Here is a 24,217-nt window from a genome sequence, read left to right as displayed (position 1 = left end):
CTGTACAGGCGGCGGGCGCACCGCGCTAGAAGAGTTCAATATCACCGCCCGAGCCGCTTCCCCCTGCGGCATTGAGGTCGAGCACGCCGTTTTCGTCCAGCGCGGTGCCTTCCAGCAGCAGCTTGCGGACGAAGCGCTCGCGCATCTCGCTCAGCGTGAATCGACCCATCAGCTGGTTCAGCCATTCCTCCGGCTCCCGCGCGCCGATGCCGGCGGGCACCTGGGCGCGGATTTGGGTTTCCAGCTCTCCCAGCCCGGCGCCCATGATGGCGAGGCTGTCGTTGATCGCCTCGATCCGCTGCTTGGTCAGGTCCTGGAACTGCATGCCGGTGATGACATGGGCGATGGTGGCGGACATGTCGGACGACACCGAGGCAGCGGTTTCCAGCACCGACTGGAAATGGTTGGTCTGCGCCACCAGGCTGTCCATCGTCTTGTCGACGCGCTCCTTGGCCAGCATCTGCGGCGACATGTCGGTGTTGGCGATCTGGCGCAGGATGTCGTGGCCGTTGCGGACGCCCTTTACCACGGCGGTGACCTTGCTGCGCATGCGCTCGGCCAGCTCGCCGGTGGAGCGGGAGAGGTGGCGCACCTCCTGCGCCACCACGGCGAAGGTGCGCCCGGCCTCGCCGGCGCGGCTGGCCTCGATGGTGGCGTTCAGCGCCAGGAAGTTGGTCTGGCGGTTGATGCCGTCGATGTCGCCGATCGACTTCTCCAGCTCGGCCACGTCCTTCTGCACGTCGTCCAGCAGATAGACCATGCTCATGGCGTGACGCGACAGGGTGACGATGTTGGTCACCATGTCGGTGATGACGTCCTGCATGCCGACGACCAGCGTGTCGAGCGGCACCCGTTCGCCGTCGATGTCGACCGACCCGGCCATGGCGACGATCTGGGCCACCCGTTCCGACTGTTCCAGCGCCTTCTGGGCCAGCTCGCGGAAGCGGTCCGACAGGTCGAGGGTGGAGGTCTCCACATGGTTCGAGGTCCGCGTCAGCTCGCCCTGCACGACGTCCAGCGTGCGGCGCTGCACATCGGCGAAACCGAGCCATGTCGACAGCAGCTCCGCAGTGACCGCGACCTTGGCGTTTCCGCCTTGGGCTCCGTCCTGGAAATTGTCCGGCGTCGCGGGCACGGCATCGGGGGAAGCGGGGGTAAACATACTGGTGCTCCTTAGAAACTCTGCCCGGGAATACTCTGCCCGGATGCCCGGTCGGATCAGGCGGTACGGGGGCGCTCGCCGACGGCGTCGAAGGCGCGCAGCATTTCGGCGGGAATTTGGGTAAGCGGCAGTTCGACGGCGACCGCGCCGGCCTCCTTGGCCGCCCGCGGCATGCCATAGACGACGCAGCTCGATTCCTGCTCGCCGATGGTGAAGGCGCCGGCCTCATGCATCGCCTTCATGCCGATGGCGCCGTCGCGGCCCATGCCGGACAGGATGACGCCGACCGCATTGCCGCCGGCCGCCTTGGCGACCGAGGCGAACAGCACGTCGACCGACGGGCGGTGGCCGCTGACCGCAGGCGTGTCCTGGATGTGGCAGACGAAGCCGGTGGCGTCGCGGACGATGGCGAGATGGCGGTCGCCGGGGGCGATCAGGACCAGCCCCTGGGCCGGCCGGTCGCCATGGACGGCCACCCGGACGGTGGGCGCCGACAGCCGGTCGAGCCGGGCCGCGAAGCTGGGCACGTAGCTCGGCCCCATATGCTGGGTGATGACGATGGGCGGGCAATCGGCCGGCATGGCGGCCAGCACGTCGCGGATGCGCTCCACCCCGCCGGTCGAGGCGCCGATGGCGATCAGCCGTTTCCCCGACCCGGCGCGGCGCGGCGTCGGCAGCACGCCATGCACGGCGGCCGGGCGGCGCATGGTCAGGCGCGCGGTGGCGGCGACACGGATCTTGGAGACCAGCTCCATCGCCGTCGCCTCGAACCCGTGCCCGTCGGAGCCGCCGGGCTTGGCGACGCAGTCCACCGCCCCCAGCTCCAGCGCGCGGATGGCGGCGTCGGAGCCTTCGCGGGTCAGGGAGGAGACCATGATGACCGGCGTCGGCCGCAGGGTCATGATCTTCTCCAGGAAGGACAGGCCGTCCATCTTCGGCATCTCGACGTCCAGGGTGATGACGTCGGGGTTGGTGGCCTTGATGACCTCGCGCGCTTCGAAGGGGTCGCGGGCGACGCCGGCGACCTCCATCCCCGCCTCCCGGCTCAGGATATCCTTCAGCATTTCGCGCATCAGGGCGCTGTCGTCGACGATGACGACACGGATCGGTCTGGGCATCGGTCAGCTCCCTCCCGGATCGGCGGGCGCGAACAGTTCGACCTCGCCTTCCTCGGGGCTCTGGCTCAGGTGGGTGATGAAGCGCCGTTCGCGGGTGACGGTGTCGGCCGCCGCCTCCGGCCGCAGCAGGCGCCGCAGCGCCCGGCCGCTGTGGGGGAAGTAATGCAGCCGCCGGGCGGAGCCGCCGCCCAGGTCCTGGCCTGCCAGCGTCAGCCCCTCCGCCCGCACGTAATCCAGGGCGAAACGGCTGTTCAGCCCGCCGATGTCGTAGCTCGACTCGATGACCCGGCCACCGCCGAACAGCTTGACCTGCAGGCGCCGGCGTTCGGCGCCCGCCGCCAGCAGCGCGTTGATCAGCCGCTCCATCGCCACCGAGCCGTAGCGCGCGGCGACGCCGGCCCCCTCCAGCTCGATCTCCGGCAGGTCGGGCAGCATGAAATGGTTCATGCCGCCGATGCGGCGCACCGGGTCGTGAATGCAGGCCGCCACGCAGGACCCCAGCGTCGTCGCGATCATCAGGTCGGGCCGGTCGCTGACCGCCTGCTGGCCCAGCGCGATCTTGACGGTGTCGACCTTGAATTCCTGGTTGAAGTAGCGCCCGCTGCCGAGGCGCCGGTGCGTCGCGGACCGGTTGGATCCGGATCGGGGAAGGGGGACGGCGTTCATCGCTCAGTCCCTCCGGTAGATCGTCGGACCGGCCTGGCGGAACAGGTTCGACACGCCATACAGGCTCTCCGAATGGCCGAGGAACAGATACCCGCCGGGGCGGAGCATCCGGGCGAAGTTTTCTATCACCTGCATCCGGCCGCGGCGGTCGAAATAGATCAGCACGTTGCGGCAAAAGATCGCGTCGAAGGGGCCGGACATCGGCCAATGTTCCAGCAGGTTCAGCGGCTTGACGGTAACGAGGCGTTTCAGCTCCTCGCCCATCGCCACCGCCGGCTCGCCGTCCAGCTTCACGTCCTGGGTGAAGCGCTGGCGGACCTGTGGCGGGATGCCGGTGGCGCCCGACAGCGGATAGATGCCGCGCCGGGCGGTGTCCACCATGTGGGTGTCGATGTCAGTGGCGAGGATGCGGGCGTCCCAGCGGCGCAGATCGGCGCCCATGGTCGAGACCAGAACCATCGCCATGGTGTAGGGCTCCGGCCCCGACGAACAGCCGGCCGACCACAGCCGCAGGCGCGGTTTCGACTGGTGGGCGTTCAGCTCCCGCACCTCCGGCAGGACGGTGGAGGCGAGGAAGTCGAAATGGTGCGATTCGCGGTAGAAGCTGGTCAGGTTGGTGGTCAGCGCATTGACCAGGAAGCCGATCTCGTCCGCCACGTCCTCGCTCTGCAGCAGGGCGCAATAGGCGTCGAAGTCGGGCAGGCGCAACTCGCGCAGGCGCCGCGCCAGCCGGGCATAGACCATCTCGGCCTTGTGCGGGGCCAGCGCGATGCCGGCCAGCTGATAGAGCAGCCCGGCGATCAGGTCGAAATGGTGCCGCTCGAACCGGAACTCGCGCGCACCGCCGAACACCGCGGCCGGTGGGGCGGCCGGAGGGGCGGCGGGTGAGCGCCGCGGCGTCGCGGGTTCGGTCGATAAGGCGGGCGAGCGGTCGGTCATCGCGGCACCGGTGGCGTCCTCAGGCAGACTGGCGGGAGGCGGACTGGCGGTCCAGGGTGAAGAAGGTCATCTGGTGGCGCAACTGGTCGGCCTGTTCCTCCAGCGAGCGGGCGGCGGCGGTGCTTTCCTCCACCAGGGCGGCGTTCTTCTGGGTCATCTCGTCCATCTGGGCGATGGCGATGTTGACCTCGTCCAGGCCGGACGCCTGCTCGGCGGTCGCCCGCGCGATCTCCGACACCAGATCGGCGACCCGGCCGATGCCCGACACGATCTCGGTCAGGGAACTGCCGGCGGAGCGCACGAGATCGACGCCGTCGCGCACCTGCCCGCCGCTGTCCATGATCAGCGCCTTGATCTCCTTCGACGCCTGGGCGGAGCGCTGGGCGAGCTGCCGCACCTCCTGCGCCACCACGGCGAAGCCGCGCCCGGCGTCGCCGGCCCGCGCCGCCTCCACCGCCGCGTTCAAGGCCAGCAGGTTGGTCTGGAAGGCGATCTCGTCGATCACCCCGATGATGTCGGAGATCTTCTGCGACGACTGCTCGATCCGCCGCATCGCCTCCACCGCGCTGGTCGCCACCTCGCCGCCGCGCGAGGCCGCGCCGCGCGCCTCGGTGGCATAGCCGTTGACCTGCTGGGCGTTGTCGGCGTTGGAGCGCACGGTGGCGGCGAGCTGTTCCATGCTGGCCGCGGTCTCCTCCAGCGAGGAGGCCTGCTGCTCGGTCCGTTCCGACAGGTCCAGGCTGCCTTCCGCCACCTCGCGGCTGGCGACGGCGATGGAGCCGGCGGCCTGATCGATGCGCTGAACGATCTCCGACAGACGGCCGACCGTGCCGTTGAAATCGTCCTTCAGCCGCTGGAACACGCCTTCATACTGCTTGTCGATGCGGCGGGTCAGATCGCCCTGCGACAGCGCCTCCAGCACCGAAGCCAGCTCCTCGGTGACGCCGGCGATGTTCTCCGACAGCCGGTTGATGCCCTCGCTGACCAGCCGGAAGAAGCCGGTCTTGCCGTCAAGCTCGATGCGGTGGGTGAAATCGCCACGCACGGCATTCTCCACCATCGCGCCGATCTCCGCCTCGATCGCCAGCTCCTCGGTCAGGTCGCGCCATTCGACGACGGTGCCCAGCCGCTCGCCCTGGCGGCTGACCACCGGGTTGGCGATGACCTGGAAGCTGCGGCCGCCGGTCTTGGCCCAGCCGCGGTGGGTCTGGGTCAGGTCGGCCAGCAGACGGCGCTGGTGGCCGGGATCGCGGTGGAAGACGTCGAAGTTGCGGCCGACCAGCGTGTTGGCGTCGAAGCCGGGCAGGGACACGCGCAGGTCCGCCTCGGCATGGCGGAACATGGCCATGATCGAATCGTTGGCATAGAGGATGCGGCCATCGACGTCCGCCATCATGATGTTGGCCGATACCCGTTCCAGCGCGATGCGGGAGCGCAGGGCCTCCACCGCCTCGTCCTTGAAGGCGGCGACGGCGCGGGCCATGTCGCCCAGCTCGTCCTGCTGGCCGGTGTGGGGGACGCTGACCGACAGCTTGCCTTCGGTCAGGTCTGCCATCACCCGGCGGATGCCGGTGACCGGCCCGATGATCGAGGCGGCGATGCGGTTGGCGGCGACAATGCCGATCACCAGCGACAGCAGGCCAAGACCCAGCGTCAGGCGGATGGTGAAGGTGGCCTCGGTCTCGGCCTCGGCCTCCGTCACCTTGGCGCTGGCGGCGATGGAGGCGACGATGCCGTCGATGGCGCGGTTGATCGCGGTGGCGGCGGCGGCGAGGTCGTCGGTCAGCCGCTTCGCCTCGTCGTTGGCGGCCATCGCGTCGCGGAAGGCGGCACGGTAATCGCCGGCGCGGGCGTCGATCTCGCGCAGGGCCGCCAGCAGGTCGCCATTGCTGCGGACCACCGACGACAGCCGGGCGATGCTTTCGCTCATCGCCTTGCCCACCGCCTCGACCTGCGCCGCCGCGGCGGCGTCACGCAGGCCGATGGCGCGGTTGGCCTGGAAGCGGGTCATCAGCCAACGGTTCTCCACCTCCTGCGCGCCGAAGGCGAAGTCCTTGTCGCCCGACGTCTCGGAGGCGGACACCATGTCCTCCAGCCGCTTGGTCACCTGGGCGCCCAGCGGGTCCATGCGCTCGTGCAGCAGGCGGTCGGCGCGTTCGCGCACGGCGCGCACAGCCTCGAACCGCTGATGGTAGCCGGTGTGCAGGCTGCTCAGTTCGGCGAAGGCGGCGGCCTGGGGCGAGGCCTTCAACTTGGCCTGCCGGGCCGCCATCGCTTGGTCGAACTCGCCGCGCAGGACGCGCAGCCGGTCCAGCGCCTCGGTCGAGCCGATGTTGATGTACTCGCGGGTCTGCAGCCGTTCGGCGGCCAGACGGCTTTCCAGATCCTTGGCGAAGACGGCGAGGTCGCCCGACGCGATGACGCCGTCGACGCGGCGGTTCAGCCCGTCGAGCCCGTAGATGCCGGTGCCGGACTGGGCGGCGATCAGCACCAGCAGCAGGCCGAAGGCCAGCCACAGCCGCTTGGCGATGCGCATGTTGCTGAGGAAGGTGCCGGCTTTGGCGATCGTACCGTCGGTGGCCATCGGTGACGTTCCCTCATTTTATTGCTTTTCGTTGCGGCTTGCCTGCCGGGGGCGCGGCAGCCTGCAGCGGTCAGGTCGTTTCCAGAGCTGCGCGGGGGATGGCGTCCTGGTCGACATGCTCGCCCGCGAACAGCTTGCCCACGTTCAGCAGGGTCACCATGCGGTTCTCGGCGGTGTAGAGGCCGCTGAGATATTCGGCGTCGATCAGGCCGCTGTCGACGTCGGGCGGCGGCTTGATCGCGTCATGCCCGATGGCCAGGATGTCGGAAATCGCATCGACCAGGATGCCGCGCGTGCGCTCGCCCACCTGCATCACCACCACGACATGGCGCTTCGTCACCTGGGTCAGGCCGCCGCCGAAGCGGGCGCGCAGGTCGAAGATGGGGATGATGATGCCGCGCAGGTTGATGACGCCGCGGACATAGTCGGGCAGGTTCGGCAGGCGGCTTTCCGGTGTCCAGCCGCGGATTTCACGCACGGCCAGGATGTTGACGCCATATTCCTCGCTGCCGACCGTGAAGGTGACGTATTGCTCCTCGATCCCGTTCGCGGCGCCGGCGGACTGGAGATCGGTGCGGGAGCTGACGGGGGCGATTGCGGTGGAACTGCTCATCGCTGGGCCTCAAACCGTTTGGCGTTGACGCTGATCGGACCTGTCCGCCGGGGCGGGCAGGGACGGGGGATTGGACTGGTTCGAGGTGCCGCCCGCCATGCCGGCGGCCTCTCCGCCGGTGCCGTGGCGGCTCATTTCGCGCAGGCCCGCCACGTCCAGGATCAGGGCGACCCGGCCGTCGCCCAGGATGGTCGCGGCGGCGACGCCGTCCAGCCGGCGGAAGTTGGCTTCCAGGCTCTTGATGACGACCTGCTGCTGGCCCAGCACCTCGTCCACCACCAGGCCGAGGCGGGAGCCGTCCTCCGTCTCCACCAGAACGACCAGCCCCTTGGTGGCGTCGTCGATGGCCTTGGGGATGCCGAACAGCCGGTGCAGGTGGACCAGCCGGACATATTCGCCGCGCGCCATCATGACGTCGCATTTGTTGACCAGCCCATGCAGGTCGGCAGGCTTCGGCCGCAGGCTTTCCACGATGTTGGTCAGCGGCAGGACGAAGCGCTCCTCCCCCACCGAGATCACCATGCCGTCCAGCACCGCCAGCGTCAGCGGCAGCGACAGGACGAAGCGCGAGCCCTCGCCCGGCGTCGAATAGACGCCGATGCGCCCGCCCAGGCTGGAGATGTTCCGCCGCACCACGTCCATGCCGACGCCGCGGCCCGACAGGTTGGACACCTGGTCGGCGGTGGAGAAGCCGGGCAGGAAGATCAGGTGGTCGATCTCCTCGTCGGACAGGCTGGCTCCGGGCTGGACCAGCCCCTTCTCGATGGCCTTGGACAGCACCTTGGCGCGGTTGATGCCGCGGCCGTCGTCGGTCACCTCGATCACGATGCGGCCGGACCGGTGGGCGGCCGACAGATGCACGGTGCCGGCGCGCGGCTTGCCGACGCGCTCCCGCTCCTCCGGGCCTTCCAGCCCATGGTCGATGGAGTTGCGGATCATGTGGGTCAGCGGATCGACGAGGTTCTCCACCACCGTCTTGTCGACCTCCGTCGTCTCGCCCGAGGTGACCAGCATCACCTCCTTGCCGGTCATGGCGGCGCATTCGCGCACCAGCCGCGGCATGCGCGAGAAGACGCTGGAGACCGGCTGGGCGCGGATCGACATCACGCTTTCGCGCAGTTCGCGGGTGTGCTGGGCGAGGCCTTCCAGCCCTTCCAGCAGCTCCTGGAACTGGCCCGGCGGCAGGTCGCGTAGATGCTCCGCGATCATCGCCTGGGTGATGACCATCTCGCCGACCATGTTGACCAGCCGGTCGATCTTGTCGAGGTCGACGCGGATGGTGTGGGTGGTCGGCCCGGTATGGTCGCCGCCGCCCGTGCCGCCAGCACCGCCATTGGGGCGCTTGGCGCCGTCGCCGGGTTTCGCCGAACCGGAGGTGGTGGCGGCCGGGGTGGTCGGCGGAGCCGTTGGGGCGGCCGGTTCCGGCAGGTTGGCGGCGGCCGGGACGGGAGCCGCTTGAGGGACCGGGGCGGGTTCCGCCGGCGCGATGATCGCGGGCGGCGGCGCTTCTGCGCTGATGCGGATGTCGCAATCGTCGGCAACGAATTCGAACACGTCGTCGATCTGGGCGCGGTCGACCTGCGGGTCGGCCAGCAGCGTCACCGTCCAGGACAGGTGCAGCAACTCGGCGTCGAGGTCGCGCAGAGACGGCAGCTGGTCCAGATGGCAGACCACCTCCGCCTCGCCCAGCCGGCGCAGGGCGCGCAGCATGTAGGTCGGCTCGTTGCCCGACAGCAGCAGTTCGGCCTTCGGGCGGAAGACGATGGTCCAGCGGACCTTGCCCTCCGGGACCGGGCCGGAGGGGGCCGGGTGATCGTCGCGGGCGGCCTGGATGGCGGCCAGCGCGTCGCCGAAGATGCCGGCCTCGTCATCCTCGTCGTCGGGATAGACCGTGGCGGGTGGCGGCGCTGCGGGCGCCTTCTCCGCAGGCGCGTCGGCCTTGCCCAGGAAGCGGCGCAGGGCGGCGACGGTGTCGTCGGTGGTGCCGGCCGGCGCCTCCGTCTCGTCGGAGGCATGGGACAGCAGGCGCGCCAGCAGGTCGTTGGCGCGGATCAGTGTGTCGACCAGTTCGGTGGTGACGGGGATCTCGGCGTTGCGCACGCCGTCCATCACCGTTTCGAATTCATGGGCGAAGGCGACGAGATCGTTGAATCCGAAGGCGCCGCCGCCGCCCTTGATCGAATGGACGGCGCGGAAGATCGCGTTCACCTCGTCCATGTCGACCTCGCCGGGGGCGAGGCGCAGCAGCCCGGCCTCGGCGACGGCCAGCAATTCGGCGCTTTCGTCGAAGTAGGTCTGCTTGAAGCGGCTGAGATCGTCCACGGCTGTACCCCTTCCTTCGCTGACGGCTCGCGGTCAGCCGCAGACCTTCTGCACCACCGACACCAGCTTGTCGGGGTTGAAGGGCTTCACGATCCAGCCGGTGGCGCCGGCGGCGCGGCCCTCGGCCTTCTTGCTCTCGTCCGCTTCGGTGGTCAGCATCAGGATCGGCAGGGTGCGGTGGGCCGGGATGGCGCGCAGCTTGCGGATCAGGGTCAGCCCGTCCATCACCGGCATGTTCAGGTCGGTGATGACCAGATCGACCTTGGTGGCGGCGATGGCACTCATCGCCTGCTGGCCGTCGGCGGCCTCCACCACCTCATAACCGGCGCCGCGCAGGGTGAAGGACACCATGTCGCGCATGGTCCGCGAGTCGTCCACCGTCATCACTTTCTTCTTCACGCACGCCTCCACTGCTTCAGCCAGCCGGCCAGCCCCAGATCCTCGCAGGCATCGGCGAGGACCTCCGACGGGCGCAGAATGGCGAAGGAATTTCCCTGTTCCGCCGCATCGCGGGCGGCGACGACCAGCGCCTGGACGCAGGCGACGCTGATGCGTTCCACCGCGTCCGCCTGGACGCTGATGTCCACCGACGCCTTGAAGGCGGCGCGCAGGCTGTCGAGCAGAGGTTGCGCCATGGGCAAATCGAGGTCGCTCGGCAGGCCCAGGCGAATGCGCCCGTCATCCTCCTCCGTCCACTTGATCAGCGACACGCCACCCCTCCGTCCAATGCCGGCCCGCTCCTGCGCACTCCGGTTGCAGGAGCGACGTTGCCAGAAGGCGTCTCAAGGATTCGTTAAGCGGACGTGGTGGATGGACCGGGCATCGTTGGGAAGTTGGGGATAACCGCAGTCAAAATTGGGACATGCCGCCGGGATCGGTGCAGGGGCCAGTACAGAGGTATGTGGATCAGCCCTTTGCCCGTGCGATCAGCGGACGGAATTCCGCCAGCACCGATTCGTAGACCGGCCGTTTGAAGGCGACGATCAGACCCGGCAATTCTTCCGCGTCGATCCATTTCCAGGCGTCGAATTCCGGATGATCGGTGTCGAGCCGGATGTCGGCCTCGGTTCCCGTGAAACGGGCCAGCATCCACATCTGCTCCTGCCCGCGCCAGCGGCCCTTCCACACCTTCCCCAGCAGGTCGTCGGGCAGGTCGTAACGGTGGGGGGATGCGGTCATGGCGATGAACTCCGCCTTGGCGGTGCCGATCTCCTCTTCCAACTCGCGGAAGGCGGCGGTACGGGCATCCTCGCCGTCGTCGACGCCGCCCTGCGGCATCTGCCAGTCGGCCTCCGACCCGGAGCGCCTGGCGACGAACACCTCGCCGCGGTCGTTCAGCAGCATGATGCCGACGCAGGGGCGGTAGGGCAGCGCGTCACGGTCGATGGGGGCGGTCATGCCGGGGGGCTCCGTTGGGGTCAGGTCTTGGTGATGAAGAAATAGACGGTCATGCCGGCTCCCACCAGGATCACCATCTTGCGCAGGACCGGCGGCGGGATGTGGCGGGCGACCGACGCGCCGGCATAGCCGCCGGCCATGGCGGCGACCAGCATGATCAGCGCTTCCGGCCAATAGACCGCCCCGCCGGCGACGAAGGCCGCCACCGCGACGGCGTTCAGGCAGCCGGAGACCAGCGACTTCAGCCCGTTCATGGCGTGCAGGTCGGTCAGACCGAAGACGCCGAGCGTCGCCAGGATCAGAATGCCGATGCCGCCACCGAAATAGCCGCCATAGACGGCGATCAGGAACTGCACCGCCAGCACCGTGCCGTGACCGATGGTGACGTTGCGCCGCACCCAGGCCGACGCGGTCGGGCCGATGGCGAACAGCAGCGTGGCGAACAGCAGAAGCCACGGCACGATGATCTCGAAGGTCTTCTGCGGCGTCCACAGCAGCAGCAGGGCGCCCAGCAGCCCGCCGACGAGGCTGATGCCGAGGAAGGAGGGCAGGTGGATGTCGCGGATGCGGCCCAGTTCCCGCCGATAGCCGAAGGCGCTGGCCAGCGCGCCGGGCGACACCGCGACGGTGCTGGTGGCGTTGGCGTTCAGCGGCGGAACCCCGGCGAGGATCAGCGCCGGAAAGGTCAGGAAGCTGCCGCCCCCGGCCACGGCGTTCAGCACGCCGGCGAAGAAAGCGGAGACGATCAGCAGCAGCGTCAGCATGTCACCCTACCCGAAACCTGGCCCGGCACTGCGGATGCCGCGTTGCGTTTTGCACACGCCCGCCCATACCGCAACGCCGAAGTCCCACAACCGCGCGGCTTTCGCAACCCCGAACAATTCGTTAAGGTCGTCGTCCCTTCAACGGATAGAGTGTCTGGAGACCTCCATGTCCGCCCTGCTCGACACCACCGACGCCCTGCACGACCAGATGCTGACCCTCGGCCGCGCCGCGCGCGCCGCCGCGGCCGCGCTGGCGACCGTGCCAGGACCGTCGAAGGACCGGGCGCTGAGGGCGGCGGCGGCGGCCATCCGCGCCCGCGCGGCCGAGATCAAGGCCGCCAACGCCGATGACATGGCGAACGCCCGCGACCTGTCCGGCCCCATGCGCGAACGGCTGATGCTGGACGACAAGCGCATCGAGGCAATGGCCAAGGGGCTGGAGGACATCGCCGACTTCCCCGATCCCATCGGCGGCGTGCTGGCGGAATGGACGCGGCCCAACGGCCTGCGCATCCAGCGCGTCCGCGTGCCGCTGGGCGTCGTCGGCATCATCTATGAAAGCCGGCCCAACGTGACGGCCGACGCCGGCGGCATCTGCCTGAAGTCGGGCAACGCCGCCATCCTGCGCGGCGGGTCGGAGAGCATCCGCTCGTCCCGCGCCATTGCCGACTGTCTGGTCCAGGGCCTGCGCGAAGCGGGCCTGCCGGAGGCGGCGATCCAGCTGGTGCCGACCACCGACCGCGCCGCCGTCGGCCATATGCTGACGATGCGCGACTATATCGACGTCATCATCCCGCGCGGCGGCAAGTCGCTGATCCAGCGCATCGCCGACGAAAGCCGGGTGCCGGTCATCAAGCATCTGGACGGCAACTGCCACGTCTATGTCGATGCCGGTGCCGACCTGGAAAAGGCGCGCAAGGTGGTGCTGAACGCCAAGATGCGCCGCACCTCGATCTGCGGTGCCGCCGAGACTCTGCTGGTCGACCGCGCCATCGCCGACAAGGCTCTGCCGCTGCTGGTGAAGGATCTGCTGGACGCCGGCTGCGCCGTGCGCGGCGATGCGGCAGCCCAGGCGGTCGACCCGCGGGTGACGGCGGTGACGCCGGAGGATTGGGACACCGAGTATCTCGACGCCATCATCGCCTGCGGCGTGGTGGACGGGGTGGATGCGGCAATCGACCACATCAACGCCCACAGCTCCCACCACACCGAATCCATCCTCACCGAGAATCCGGCGGCGGCGGAGCGGTTCCTGTCCCGCGTCGACAGCGGCATCGTGCTGTGGAACGCCTCGACCCAGTTCGCCGACGGCGGCGAGTTCGGCATGGGGGCGGAGATCGGCATCTCCACCGACAAGTTCCACGCCCGCGGCCCAGTGGGTGCCGAGCAGTTGACCAGCTACAAGTATGTCGTGCGCGGCGATGGCCAGACGCGACCGTAAGGAAAAAGCACCCCACCTCTATTCCGGCCCGCTCTATGCCGGGCTCACCGTCGGCATTCTCGGCGGGTCGTTCAATCCGGCCCATGCCGGGCATCGGCACATCAGCCTGTTCGCGCTGAAGGCGTTGGGGCTCGACCGCGTCTGGTGGATGGTCAGCCCGCAGAACCCGCTGAAGTCGGCGTCCGGCATGGCTTCGCTGTCCGACCGGATGGCGGAGGCGCGGGCGGTCGCCGCCCATCCGCGGATCGAGGTGACGGCGATCGAGACCGCGCTCGGCACCCGCTTCACCGCCGATACGTTGGCCAAGCTTCAGCGCCGCTTCCCGAAAACCCGCTTCGTTTGGTTGATGGGGGCGGACAATTTGCGACAAATTCCGCGCTGGAAGCATTGGAATCGAATCTTCGACTCGGTGGCCGTTGCGGTTTTCGCCCGCCCCACCTATTCTCTTAGTGCGTTGAGCGGCAAGGCCGCCCAACGCTACACCCGTCGACGGGTGTCGGTGTCGGGGGTCAAAGGGCTGGCGCGCCGCAGGCGGCCGGCCTGGGCGTTCTTACGCAACCCCTTGCACCCGGCCTCGGCGACGGCGATCCGGCAGGCACGGGCCGCCGGGTCGTGAAACCGTTGCAAGAGGTTGGAGCCATCACCACGCACACCGAAACGGCCGCGACCGCTCCGCGGCCAGCCGCCGTTCCCCAGATCCTGGAACCGCAGGACCTGAAGGCGCTCATTCAGGCGTCGCTCGACGCCGATCAGGCGGATGACGTCACCGTCATCGATCTCGCCGGGAAAACCACCTTCGCCGATTACATGATCGTGGCGTCGGGCCGCAACACGCGGCACATCGCCGCCATGGCGATGAAGCTGGCCGAAAAGCTGAAGCAGGCCGGCGTCCGCGGCGTCGAGATGGAAGGCATGGCCCAGTGCGACTGGGTCCTGGTCGATGCCGGCGACGTGATCGTCCACCTGTTCAAGCCGGAAGTCCGGACCTTCTACAACATCGAGAAGATGTGGGGTCTGGAGCTGCCGACGCCGTCGGGCACGGCGCGGCTGAGCGCCTGACGGGCCAAGGGCGGAAACGAGAGCGAAACGAGGGCGGAGGGCCGCATCATGCGTCTGTGGCTCGCCGCCGTCGGGCGGTCGCGGGGCGGACCGACCCGCGACCTGTTCGACGAGTATGTCGGACGGCTCGGGTGGCCCTTTACCCTGAAGGAGGTCGAGGTGAAAAAACGCCTCTCCTCCGACGAATTGAAACGGCAGGAGGCGGAGCTGCTGCTCGCCGCCGTGCCGGCTGGGGCCATAGTCGTGGCGCTGGATGAACGCGGCAAGGCGCTGCCCAGCGAAGCCTTCGCCGCCAAGATCGGCGACTGGCGCGACCGCGGCGCCGGCGATCTCGCCTTCCTGATCGGCGGTGCCGACGGCCATGGCGACGCGGTGCGCGCGCGGGCCGACTTCCTGCTCGCCTTCGGGCCGATGACCTGGCCCCACATGCTGGTGCGCGGCATGCTTGCGGAGCAACTCTATCGCGCCCAACAAATTCTTGCCGGTCACCCCTATCACAGATCCTGATTCCCTGCGTCGCATCCGGCGCGCGGAAAAGCGCCGGAGCCGAAAAACACAAAACTCCGAGACCACAACCTTTCGAGAAAGGTAAGCGCGATGACCGAGACCACCCGACCCCGCCCCGTCGTCCTCTGCATCCTGGACGGCTGGGGCTATCGCGAGGAGCGGTCCGACAACGCGATTGCGCTGGGCGACACCCCGAACTGGGACCGCCTGTGGTCGGCCGAGCCGACGGCCTTCCTCGACGCCAGCGAGGAGGAGGTCGGCCTGCCCAAGGGTCAGATGGGCAACTCCGAGGTCGGTCACATGAATCTCGGCGCCGGCCGGGTCGTCATGCAGGACCTCGTGATGATCGACCACGCCATCGTCGAGGGCGAGCTTGAGCGCAACGCCGCGCTGAACGATCTGGTCAAGGCGATGCACAAGACCGGCGGGCGCGTCCATCTGATGGGTCTGCTGTCGCCGGGCGGCGTCCACTCGCACCAGGACCACATCGCGGCGCTGGCCGGCGTGCTGTCGCGCGAGGGCGTGCCGGTGGCGGTCCATGCCTTCACCGACGGCCGCGACGTGCCGCCGCAGAGCGCCAAGGATCAGGTCGCCGAGTTCATGGCCGACGTCTTCGAGCTGCCGGGCGTCGAGGTCGCGACCGTCATCGGCCGCTATTACGCCATGGACCGCGACAAGCGCTGGGACCGTGTCGCCAAGGCCTATGCCGCGATGACCAAGGCGGAGGGCGAGCGCGCCGCCGATCCGATCCAGGCGATCGAGCAGAGCTACGCTGCCGACAAGCATGACGAGTTCATCCTGCCGACGGTGATCGGCGACTATGCCGGCATGAAGGACGGCGACGCCATCCTGATGGCGAATTTCCGCGCCGACCGCGCCCGCGAGATCCTGGCCGCCAATGTCGATCCGGCTTTCGACGGCTTCCCGGTGGATGGTGCGCCGAAGCTGGCCGCCGCCGTCGGCATGGTCGAATATTCGTCGGCGCTGGCGAAGCTGATGACCACCATCTTTCCGCCGAAATCTCTCACCAAGGTGCTGGGCGAGGTGGTTTCCGAGGCCGGAATGAAGCAGCTGCGCATCGCCGAGACGGAGAAGTATCCGCACGTCACCTTCTTCTTCAACGGCGGCGAGGAGCGGGTCTATGAGGGCGAGGACCGCATCCTGGTGCCGTCGCCGAAGGTCGCCACCTATGACCTGCAACCGGAGATGTCCGCCGCCGAAGTGACCGGCAAGCTGGTCGGCGCCATCGATTCGGGCAAGTACGACCTGATCGTCGTCAACTTCGCCAACCCCGACATGGTCGGCCACAGCGGCATGCTCGACGCCGCCATCAAGGCGGTGCAGGCGGTCGACGGCAGCCTGGGGCAGGTGGAGGCCGCGGTGCGCCGCGCCGGCGGCACCATGCTGGTCACCGCCGATCACGGCAATTGCGAGCTGATGAAGGATCCGGAGACCGGCGGCCCGCACACCGCCCATACGCTGGACAAGGTGCCGCTGATCCTGATCAACGGCCCGGCCGGTGCGCGCATCGAGAGCGGCCGTCTGGCCGACATCGCGCCGACTCTGCTCGACCTGCTGGGCCTGCCGAAGCCGGTCGAGATGACCGGCCGCAACCTGCTGGTCCGCACCGCCGCCCGCGCGGCGGCGGAGTAACGGATGGCGCGGGGCGTTCCCTTTGCGCTCGAGTCCCCCTCTCCCCCCCGGGGAGAGGGTCGGGGTGAGGGGGGCGCGTGGCGTGGAGTCGCGGGAATTCCTGCGCTTCGACTTACATCCCGCAGCGCATCCCCCTCACCCAGCCCTCTCCCCAGGGGGGAGAGGGTATCCGCTGGGGAGAGGGTATCCGGGACGGGAGAGGGTTTCCTCGCAGGCTTCGTCGTCATCGCCGGCCTGATCCTCGCCCTGCCGGCGAATGCTCAATCCGAAGCGCCCAAGGACACGCTCAAGCGCGTCGAGCAGCAGCTTCAGACCGGCAAGCAGCGCCAGCAGCAGCTGGAACGCCAGTCGCAGGCGCTTCAGACCGAACTCGACGACCTGCGCGGCCGGCTCATCGCGCTGGCCGACCAGGCGCGCGGGCAGGAGCAGTCGCTCGACCAGTTGGAAGACTCGCTGGCCGCGCTGGAGGCGGAGGAGCGGGAACGTTCCGCCGGTCTCGACGCCGAGCGGCAGCAGATCGCCACCCTGCTGGCCGCCCTGCAGCGGCTGGCGCGCATCCCGCCGGAAGCGGCGCTGGCCCGGCCGGAAAGCCCGGTCGACACGCTGCGCTCCGCCCTGCTGCTGCGCGATGCGGTCCCGGCGCTGAAGGCGCGGGCCGATGCGCTGGCCCAGGCGCTGACCGCGCTGGCCGACACCCGCGGCAAACTGGTGGACCAGCGGGCGAAGGCGCTGGCGGCGCGGGTGTCGCTGTCGGAAAAGCAGGACGAGATGAACCGCCTGATCGCCCGGCGCGAGGAGCTGTCGCGTCAGACGGAGGAGGAGCGCGTCCAGGTCGGCCAGCGCATGGCGGACCTGTCCGGTCAGGCCACCGACCTGCGCCAGTTGATGGAGCGGATCGAGGCCGAACGCCGCGCCGCCATCGAGGCCGCCGCCCGCCGCGAGGCCGAACGGCGCGAAGCGGAACGCAAGGAAGCCGCCCGCAGGGAGGCGGAAAAGCGCGAGGCCGAACGTCGCCTTGCCGCCCAGAAGGAAGCGGAGCGCAAGGCGGCCGAACGCAAGCTGGCCGAACTGCGCGCCGCGGAGCAGAAGGTCGCGGAAGAGAAGGCCGCCGAGGAAAAGCGGGCGAAGGACGAAGCCGCCAGGGAAGCGGCGCGCGAGCGCGAACTGGCCGCGAAGTCCCCGGACGGCCCGCCGGCGGTCGCCGGCATGGTGCTGCCCGCCGCCGGCAAGCTGACCACCCGCTTCGGCGAGGCCGACCGCTTCGGTGCCACCAGCCGCGGCGTGACGGTGCAGACCCGCCCTGGTGCGGCCGTGGTGGCGCCGCGCGGCGGCACGATCGTGTTCGCCGGTCCGTTCAAGGGCTATGGCCTCATCTTGATCGTGGAACACGGCAACGGATATCATAGTTTGATTGCGGGTTTGGGCCGGATCGACACGGCTGTCGGGCGTAAGGTGGCCAGCGGGGAACCGCTGGCGGTCATGCCGCCGGACGGCAATCCGGATCTCTATTTCGAGCTGCGACGAAACGGCCAGCCGATCAACCCGCAACGCGGGTTCGGCGCCCCGGAGGGGAAAGGACAAGGGTAGATGAGGATGATCAAGCGCGCCGCCACGGCGGCTGCTCTGGTGTTTCTGGGCGCCGGCGTCGCCACCGTCACCGCGCAGTCCAGCAATTCGTCGGACACCTACCGGCAGCTGAACCTGTTCGGCGACGTCTTCGAGCGCGTCCGCGCCGAATATGTCGAGCCGGTCACCGACGAACAGCTGATCGAATCGGCGATCAACGGGATGCTGACCTCGCTCGACCCGCATTCCAGCTATCTGAACAAGAAAAGCTTCCAGGACATGCAGGTCCAGACCCGTGGCGAGTTCGGCGGGCTGGGCATCGAGGTGACGATGGAGAACGGCCTGGTGAAGGTCGTGTCCCCGATCGACGACACCCCGGCCTTCCGCGCCGGCCTGCAGCCGGGCGACCTGATCGTCCAGTTGAACGGCGAGGCGGTGATGGGCCTCAGCCTGAACGAGGCGGTGGAGAAGATGCGCGGCCCCGTGGGCAGCGAGCTGAAGGTCACCGTCCGCCGCGGCGAGGCGGGCGAGCCCTTCACCGTGTCGCTGACGCGCGCCGTCATCAAGGTGCAGTCGGTCCGCTACCGCACCGAAGGCGACATCGGCTACATCCGCATCACCAGCTTCAACGAGCAGACGCAGAGCGGGCTGGAGAAGGCGATCTCCTCCATCCAGCAGCAGTTGGGCGACAAGCTGAAGGGCTTCGTGCTCGACCTGCGCAACAATCCGGGCGGCCTGCTCGATCAGGCGGTGTCGGTGTCCGATACCTTCCTGGAGAAGGGCGAGATCGTGTCGACCCGCGGCCGGCGGGCGGAGGAGGGCACCCGTTTCAACGCCAAGCCGGGTGACCTGATCAAGGGCCTGCCGATGGTGGTGCTGGTCAACGGCGGGTCGGCTTCGGCTTCCGAAATCGTCGCCGGCGCCCTGCAGGACCACAAGCGCGCGATCATCATGGGCACCCAGAGCTTCGGCAAGGGATCGGTGCAGACCATCATCCCGCTGCCCGGCCATGGCGCCATGCGCCTGACCACCGCGCGCTACTACACGCCGTCGGGCCGCTCGATCCAGCAGCTGGGCATCACCCCGGACATCGAGGTGCATGTCGCCAAGGTGGAGGACCTGGACAAGAACGTCGTCCGCCGCCGCGAAGCCGACCTGAAGGGTGCGCTGGTCAACCCCGACGCCAGCAAGGCGCCGCGTCCGGCCACCACCAACCCGGCCGCTCCCGGCACGCCGGCGGCCCCGAACCCGGCAGCGCCCGCTCCGGGGCCGGGCGCCGGTGCTGCTCCGGCTGCACCGGGTGCCGCTCCGGGTGCCGCGCCTGCTCCGGCAGAGGGTGCGGCGGCGGAGGGGGCGGAGCCGCCCTTCGACTTCCAGCTCGCCCGCGCGCTGGATCTGCTGCGTGGCGTCGCCCTGTTCCAGCAGCGCGCCGCGGCGCGCTGACCGGAGCAATCGACGGTGAAGGCTCCCGCCCTGCTGGGTCGTTTGCGGTTCGATGTCCGGGGTCTGCGCCCCGGACTCGGCTGGCTGCGCCGTTTCCGCCGCAATGGAGGCGATTCGGCGGGACGGCCGCGCAAACCGCTGTCCAAGCCGTTGCTGGCTGCCGTCGCACTGGTGGCGGTCGCCGGTAGCGGGCTGGCCGGCTGGCTGGCCTTGAACGGCGAGGCGACGCGGGAGGCCTGGCAGGCATCGATTCCGGCAGCGACGGTGGCGGTCGCTCCGCTGCCGCCGCCACCGGTGCCGGAACCCAAGGCCGCCGCGCCGGCGGCGCCTTTGCCCACCGACGCCGCCCCGCTGCCCCTGCCGGGCGTTCCGGCGGCGGCGGTGACGCTGGTCCCGGCGCCGGTGCCGGGTCTGGTGGAGGACAGCCGCAACGGTCCGCTGCCGCGCATCGCCCAGGATGGGCGCAAGCCCTGGCAGGTCTATGCCCGGCCCTTCCCGGCGACCGACAAGCGGCCTCGCATCGCCATCGTCATGTCCGATCTTGGGCTCAGCGGCGTCACCACCGGCAATGCGCTGGCGAAGCTGCCGCCCGGCATCACGCTGGCCTTCCTGCCCTATGCCGAGCGGCTGGACGATTGGGTCGAGCGGGCGCGCACCAAGGGGCACGAGGTGATGCTGTCGGTGCCGATGGAGCCGCTGAACTACCCGCGCGACGATCCCGGTCCGAACGCGCTGCTGACCATGCTCGGACCCGACCGCAATATCGAACGGCTGGAATGGTCGCTGGGCAAGGCGGTCGGCTATGTCGGGATCACCAGCACCACCGGCAGCAAATTCACCGCCAACCCGGCGGCGATGCAGCCGGTGATCGACGTGCTGAAGGCGCGTGGCCTGCTGCTGGTCGATTCGCGGGTCAATCCGAAGAGCGTGGCCGGGCCGCTCGCCAATCTGGCCGGCGTGCCGCGGGCGTTGGGCGACCGCGTCATCGACCGCGACCTGTCGCGCGGCGCCATCGACGACCAGCTGCGCGAACTGGAGGAGCTGGCCAAGACCAACGGCGCCGCCGTCGGTTTCGCCTCTCCCTATCCGACGACGATCGAGCGCCTCAATCTGTGGCTGACCTCGCTGGCCGACCGCGGCATCGCGCTGGCCCCGGCGTCGGCGGTGGTCAACATCCAGAAATAGCGGCCCCAGAAATAGAGGTTGCGACGGAACCGCCCGATGCGACAACGCGCATCGGGCGACTTTCCGTGTGCGGCTTGCCTGATTACGTCCGTTGCGCGAATATCTCGACCGAATTTCGAATTGGTGGAGAGGGCGGATGTATCACCCCGAAGCGCTGGAACCCATCGTCGCCTTCCTGCGCGGGATCGGCATGCAGGTGGAATATGGCGAGGGCGGGCGCGACGGCTTCCTGCCCGGCGTGATCATCCAAGCCGGCGCGCTCCATGTCGATCCGGAGACCCTGAAGGGACCGGGCGACCTGCTGCACGAGGCCGGCCACATCATGGTCATGCCGCGCCGGTATTGGCCGTTGCTGAACCGCGACGTGCAGACGGACATCGACGCCATCCTCGCCGACCAGACCGCGCGCGACGGCACCCCCGATCCCATCCTGACCCGTGCCGCCCGCCAGGGCGAGTTCATGTCGCAGGCCTGGTCCTATGCCGTGGTCCAGAATCTGGGCCTGCCGCAGGAATGCCTGTTCTTCCCCGGATCCTACCAATACCACGACTATCAGGGCACACACCCGATGCAGGCTTGGATCGAGCAGGGGACCCATTTCGGCCTGATCAATCTGGCGCAGGCCGGCTTCACCGGCTATGCGGGAATGTTCGCCTATATGGGGGACAACGGGCTGGCGCCGTTTCCGCAGATGGCAAAGTGGACGTTGGATTGAGGGGGAAACCTGCGGAAATCCCTCACCCGCAAAGTGCATCCCAATCCAGCGACCCGGGATCCTCCACCAGATGGTCGACGGCGTCGAAGACCACGGCGGGGTGCTGGGGCCAGGCGATGGTCAGCATGCCGGCGGCCTTGGCGCTGCGGGCGCCGGTGGGGCTGTCCTCGATCACCGCGCAGGCTTCCGGTGCCAACCCCAGCATCTTCGCGGCCAGCAGGTAGGGCTCCGGATGGGGCTTGCCGTTGGCGACGTCCTCGCGGGCGATGCTGAAGCGGAAATGCGGGATCGACATCGCGCGCATGTTGGCGTCGACGATCATGCGCCCGCCGTTCGACACGCAGGCCTGCGCCAGCCCGCGGGCGGCGAAGGCCTCAACCAGGGCGAAGGCGCCGTCGCGCGGACGAACCTGATCAACGCGGGCGACATACTGGGCGTTGATCTCGTCGGCCCAGGCGTGCAGGTCGATGGGGAAGGGACGGCGGGCGTGCAGCGCGGCGTAGATCTCGCGGAACGCCACGCCATGCATCGACCGGCAATCCTCGTCGCTCAGCTCATGGCCGTAGCCGCGGCAGACGTCGACGGTGATCTGCTGGTGCCAGGGCTCGCTGTCCATCAGCGTGCCGTCGATGTCCCACAGGATGGCGCGGATCGGGGTGCGCGACATCACGGTCACCGCACCACCAGATCGTCGCGGTGGATCATCTCGTCACGCCCTTGGTACCCCAGGATCTCCGGGATTTCGGTGCTCTTGTGGCGCAGGATCTTGCGGGCGTCGTCGGCGCTGTAGGCGACGAGGCCGCGGGCGACTTCCCGCCCCTCCTGGGTGCGGACGATCACCACGTCGCCGCGGTCAAAGTCGCCCTGCACGGCACTGACGCCGGCGGGCAGCAGGCTGGCGCCGTGGGACAGGGCGCGCGTGGCGCCGTCATCCACCACCAGCACGCCGGTGGCGTTCACATGGCCGGCGATCCAGGCCTTGCGGGCGCTGGTCGGTTCGGCGGATGGCAGGAACCAGGTGCAGAGCGCGCCGCCATCCTCCGGCCGCCGTTCCAGCGCCGCCAGTGGGTTCATGCGCTTGCCCTTGGCGATGACCATGCGGCAGCCGGCCGACAGGGCGACTCGCGCCGCCGCGATCTTGGTCACCATGCCGCCGCTGCTGTAGCCGGGGGGCGGCTCGCCGGCCATGCCCTCAATCTCCGGCGTCAACTCGCGCACGGTGGGGATATGGCGGGCGTTCGGGTCCTTGCGCGGGTCGGCGGTATAGAGGCCGTCGATGTCCGACAGCAGCACCAGCGTGTCGGCGCTGACCATCTGCGCCACGCGGGCGGCCAGCCGGTCGTTGTCACCGAAGCGGATTTCGGCGGTGGCGACCGTGTCGTTCTCGTTGATGACCGGAACGGCGCCCAGTTTCAGCAGCGTGTCGATGGTGTTGCGGGCATTCAGGTGGCGCCGCCGCTCCTCCGTGTCCTCCAGCGTCACCAGGACCTGGGCGACGGTGACGTCGTGGCGGGCCAGCGTTTCCTGATAGGCGTGGGCAAGGCGGATCTGGCCGGTGGCGGCCGCGGCCTGCTTCTCTTCCAGCTTCAGCGCCCGGCCGACGAGGCCGAGATGCTCCCGCCCGCAGGCAACGGCGCCGGAGGTGACGATCACCACCTCCTGCCCGCGCTTGCGGCAGGCGGCGACGTCGTCGGCCAGCGCGTCGAGCCAGTCCCGGCGGATTTGCCGGGTCTCCCCATCGACCAGAAGGGCCGAGCCGATCTTTACGACCAGCCGGCGGGATTCGAGAAGGGTAGGGGCGTCAAGCGCCATGGCGGGAGGTTCCGTCCGTATCGTCGTCCGAGCCGTCCTCTTCGCCCTCCGGCTCCTCTCCGTCAAGGGCTTCGTCCGAGTCGCCGTCCTCCAGCTCCTCACCCTCTTCGAGTTCGCCCTCTTCGAGGTCGTCCTCCTCGAACTCTTCGTCTTCGCCGCCGACCCATTCGCCGGTTTCATCGTCCCACTGCATCTCGCTGTCGTCGGGCAGCTTCTGACCGACCGGCGGGCGCGGGATGGACCGGGTCGCGGGGGCGTGGATGACCTCGGGTTCTTCCGACTTGGACTCCTTGATGACCGTCAGCAGCCGGTAGAGCACCTGCTTCACGCCCTGGCCAGTGGCACCGGACAGCACCATGACCTCGGCGCCCGACGCCTCCTCCAATGCCTTCTTCTTCTCCTCGATCTCCTCGTCCAGCAGGGCGTCGGCCTTGTTCAGCCCGATGACCTCCGGCTTGTCAGCGAGGTTGCCGCCATAGGCCTCCAGCTCGTTCCGGATCGTGCGGTAGGAGGCGACGACGTCGTCGGCCGTGCCGTCGATCAGGTGCAGCAGGATGCGCGAGCGCTCGACATGGCCAAGGAAACGGTCGCCCAGCCCGTGGCCCTCGTGCGCTCCCTCGATCAGGCCGGGGATGTCGGCGATGACGAACTCTTCGTCACCGGCGCGGACGACACCCAGGTTGGGAGCGAGCGTGGTGAAGGGGTAGTCGGCGATCTTCGGCTTGGCCGCCGTGGTGGCGGCCAGGAAGGTCGACTTGCCGGCGTTGGGCAGGCCCAGCAGGCCGGCGTCGGCGATCAGCTTCAGCCGCAGCCACACCCACTGCTCCTGCCCCGGCCAGCCGGGGTGGAACTTGCGGGGCGCCCGATTGGTCGGCGTCTTGAAGTGCGCGTTGCCGTGCCCGCCGTCGCCGCCGCGCAGGAAAACGCGGCGTTGACCGGCCTCGGTCAGGTCGCACAGCACGGTTTCCTGGTTCTCGTCGAGAATCTGGGTTCCGACCGGCACGCGCAGGACGACATCTTCGCCGCGCGCGCCGTTGCGGTTGCTGCCCATGCCGTGATGGCCGCGCTGCGCCTTGAAGTGCTGCTTGTAGCGGTAGTCGATCAGCGTGTTCAGGCCGTCCGCCGCCTCGATGATCACGTCGCCGCCGCGACCTCCGTCTCCGCCGTCCGGGCCGCCGAACTCGATGAACTTCTCGCGCCGGAACGCGACGGCACCGGGGCCGCCGTCACCGCTCTTCAAGAACACCTTGGCCTGATCGAGAAACTTCAT

General features: G+C 69.0%; 22 protein-coding genes and 1 pseudogene. 9 read left to right on the top strand and 14 right to left on the bottom strand.

Annotated elements, in window-relative coordinates; genetic code table 11:
* Window positions 1–25: 25 nt before the first annotated feature.
* The 11 genes and pseudogenes from ACCD06_RS14160 to ACCD06_RS14110 all read right to left on the bottom strand — a co-directional run.
* Window positions 26–706: pseudogene (locus tag ACCD06_RS14160) on the bottom strand (methyl-accepting chemotaxis protein); the annotation flags it as partial.
* Window positions 707–1,218: 512 nt separating this feature from the next.
* On the bottom strand, window positions 1,219–2,280 hold the full coding sequence (locus ACCD06_RS14155; RefSeq protein ID WP_136704494.1) for a protein-glutamate methylesterase/protein-glutamine glutaminase: 1,062 nt from the start codon (window positions 2,278–2,280) through the stop codon (window positions 1,219–1,221).
* 3 nt (window positions 2,281–2,283) lie between these two features.
* Window positions 2,284–2,946, bottom strand: coding sequence for a chemotaxis protein (locus ACCD06_RS14150; RefSeq protein WP_413341358.1), 663 nt, complete (start codon window positions 2,944–2,946; stop codon window positions 2,284–2,286).
* 3 nt (window positions 2,947–2,949) lie between these two features.
* Window positions 2,950–3,885, bottom strand: coding sequence for a CheR family methyltransferase (locus tag ACCD06_RS14145; protein WP_413341356.1), 936 nt, complete (start codon window positions 3,883–3,885; stop codon window positions 2,950–2,952).
* 19 nt (window positions 3,886–3,904) lie between these two features.
* Window positions 3,905–6,469, bottom strand: coding sequence for a methyl-accepting chemotaxis protein (locus ACCD06_RS14140; protein ID WP_413341354.1), 2,565 nt, complete (start codon window positions 6,467–6,469; stop codon window positions 3,905–3,907).
* Between the two features lie 70 nt (window positions 6,470–6,539).
* Window positions 6,540–7,082, bottom strand: coding sequence for a chemotaxis protein CheW (locus tag ACCD06_RS14135; RefSeq protein ID WP_109153789.1), 543 nt, complete (start codon window positions 7,080–7,082; stop codon window positions 6,540–6,542).
* A 9-nt stretch (window positions 7,083–7,091) separates the two neighbouring features.
* A complete protein-coding gene (locus ACCD06_RS14130) occupies window positions 7,092–9,404 on the bottom strand; it encodes a chemotaxis protein CheA (protein ID WP_413341351.1) in 2,313 nt (770 codons plus the stop codon).
* Window positions 9,405–9,437: 33 nt separating this feature from the next.
* Window positions 9,438–9,803: a response regulator gene (locus tag ACCD06_RS14125; protein ID WP_199230985.1), complete on the bottom strand. Its 366-nt coding sequence runs from the start codon at window positions 9,801–9,803 to the stop codon at window positions 9,438–9,440.
* Window positions 9,800–10,114 (bottom strand): lipid asymmetry maintenance protein MlaB, encoded by a 315-nt coding sequence (locus ACCD06_RS14120; protein ID WP_109075571.1) that lies wholly within the window; start codon window positions 10,112–10,114, stop codon window positions 9,800–9,802. Before ACCD06_RS14120 ends, ACCD06_RS14125 begins: the two co-directional genes overlap by 4 nt.
* Before the next feature lie 196 nt (window positions 10,115–10,310).
* Window positions 10,311–10,802 carry an RNA pyrophosphohydrolase gene (locus ACCD06_RS14115; protein WP_413341349.1) on the bottom strand — a complete coding sequence of 164 codons (492 nt, stop codon included), beginning with the start codon at window positions 10,800–10,802 and terminating at the stop codon, window positions 10,311–10,313.
* Between the two features lie 20 nt (window positions 10,803–10,822).
* A complete protein-coding gene (locus ACCD06_RS14110) occupies window positions 10,823–11,566 on the bottom strand; it encodes a sulfite exporter TauE/SafE family protein (RefSeq protein WP_413341347.1) in 744 nt (247 codons plus the stop codon).
* A gap of 166 nt (window positions 11,567–11,732) precedes the next feature.
* Here ACCD06_RS14110 and ACCD06_RS14105 point away from each other — a divergent pair, with 166 nt between their 5' ends.
* The 9 genes from ACCD06_RS14105 to ACCD06_RS14065 all read left to right on the top strand — a co-directional run bounded on the left by ACCD06_RS14105 (window position 11,733) and on the right by ACCD06_RS14065 (window position 21,135).
* On the top strand, window positions 11,733–13,007 hold the full coding sequence (locus tag ACCD06_RS14105; RefSeq protein ID WP_413341345.1) for a glutamate-5-semialdehyde dehydrogenase: 1,275 nt from the start codon (window positions 11,733–11,735) through the stop codon (window positions 13,005–13,007).
* Window positions 12,988–13,623: a nicotinate-nucleotide adenylyltransferase gene (locus tag ACCD06_RS14100; protein ID WP_413341343.1), complete on the top strand. Its 636-nt coding sequence runs from the start codon at window positions 12,988–12,990 to the stop codon at window positions 13,621–13,623. The genes ACCD06_RS14105 and ACCD06_RS14100 overlap by 20 nt, the downstream gene beginning before the upstream one ends.
* Window positions 13,620–14,066: a ribosome silencing factor gene (rsfS, locus tag ACCD06_RS14095; protein ID WP_014248611.1), complete on the top strand. Its 447-nt coding sequence runs from the start codon at window positions 13,620–13,622 to the stop codon at window positions 14,064–14,066. The genes ACCD06_RS14100 and rsfS overlap by 4 nt, the downstream gene beginning before the upstream one ends.
* Window positions 14,067–14,114: 48 nt before the next feature.
* Window positions 14,115–14,573 carry a 23S rRNA (pseudouridine(1915)-N(3))-methyltransferase RlmH gene (gene rlmH, locus ACCD06_RS14090; RefSeq protein ID WP_109075575.1) on the top strand — a complete coding sequence of 153 codons (459 nt, stop codon included), beginning with the start codon at window positions 14,115–14,117 and terminating at the stop codon, window positions 14,571–14,573.
* A 90-nt stretch (window positions 14,574–14,663) separates the two neighbouring features.
* On the top strand, window positions 14,664–16,226 hold the full coding sequence (gene gpmI / locus ACCD06_RS14085) for a 2,3-bisphosphoglycerate-independent phosphoglycerate mutase (protein WP_413341340.1): 1,563 nt from the start codon (window positions 14,664–14,666) through the stop codon (window positions 16,224–16,226).
* Between the two features lie 3 nt (window positions 16,227–16,229).
* A complete protein-coding gene (locus tag ACCD06_RS14080) occupies window positions 16,230–17,813 on the top strand; it encodes a murein hydrolase activator EnvC family protein (protein ID WP_413341338.1) in 1,584 nt (527 codons plus the stop codon).
* Entirely contained in the window at window positions 17,814–19,235 is a 1,422-nt protein-coding gene (locus ACCD06_RS14075; RefSeq protein WP_109075577.1) for a S41 family peptidase, read from the top strand.
* 15 nt (window positions 19,236–19,250) lie between these two features.
* Window positions 19,251–20,420 carry a divergent polysaccharide deacetylase family protein gene (locus ACCD06_RS14070; RefSeq protein WP_109075578.1) on the top strand — a complete coding sequence of 390 codons (1,170 nt, stop codon included), beginning with the start codon at window positions 19,251–19,253 and terminating at the stop codon, window positions 20,418–20,420.
* A 136-nt stretch (window positions 20,421–20,556) separates the two neighbouring features.
* A complete protein-coding gene (locus tag ACCD06_RS14065) occupies window positions 20,557–21,135 on the top strand; it encodes a hypothetical protein (RefSeq protein ID WP_413341335.1) in 579 nt (192 codons plus the stop codon).
* A gap of 22 nt (window positions 21,136–21,157) precedes the next feature.
* Here the strand turns inward: ACCD06_RS14065 and ACCD06_RS14060 are convergent, their stop codons facing one another.
* From ACCD06_RS14060 to obgE, 3 genes are read right to left on the bottom strand one after another with little or no spacing between them, the layout of a single operon-like run.
* Entirely contained in the window at window positions 21,158–21,802 is a 645-nt protein-coding gene (locus tag ACCD06_RS14060; RefSeq protein WP_413341333.1) for an HAD family hydrolase, read from the bottom strand.
* A gap of 5 nt (window positions 21,803–21,807) precedes the next feature.
* The gene (gene proB, locus ACCD06_RS14055) at window positions 21,808–22,947 is read right to left on the bottom strand and encodes a glutamate 5-kinase (RefSeq protein WP_136704479.1); all 1,140 of its coding nucleotides are present in this window, start codon (window positions 22,945–22,947) and stop codon (window positions 21,808–21,810) included.
* Window positions 22,937–24,217, bottom strand: coding sequence for a GTPase ObgE (gene obgE, locus ACCD06_RS14050; RefSeq protein ID WP_413341330.1), 1,281 nt, complete (start codon window positions 24,215–24,217; stop codon window positions 22,937–22,939). The genes proB and obgE overlap by 11 nt, the downstream gene beginning before the upstream one ends.

Source organism: Azospirillum sp. CT11-132, assembly GCF_047302835.1.
GTDB lineage: Bacteria > Pseudomonadota > Alphaproteobacteria > Azospirillales > Azospirillaceae > Azospirillum.
Note: the sequence above shows the minus strand (reverse complement) of the source record. Positions and strands in the feature narration are given on the sequence as shown.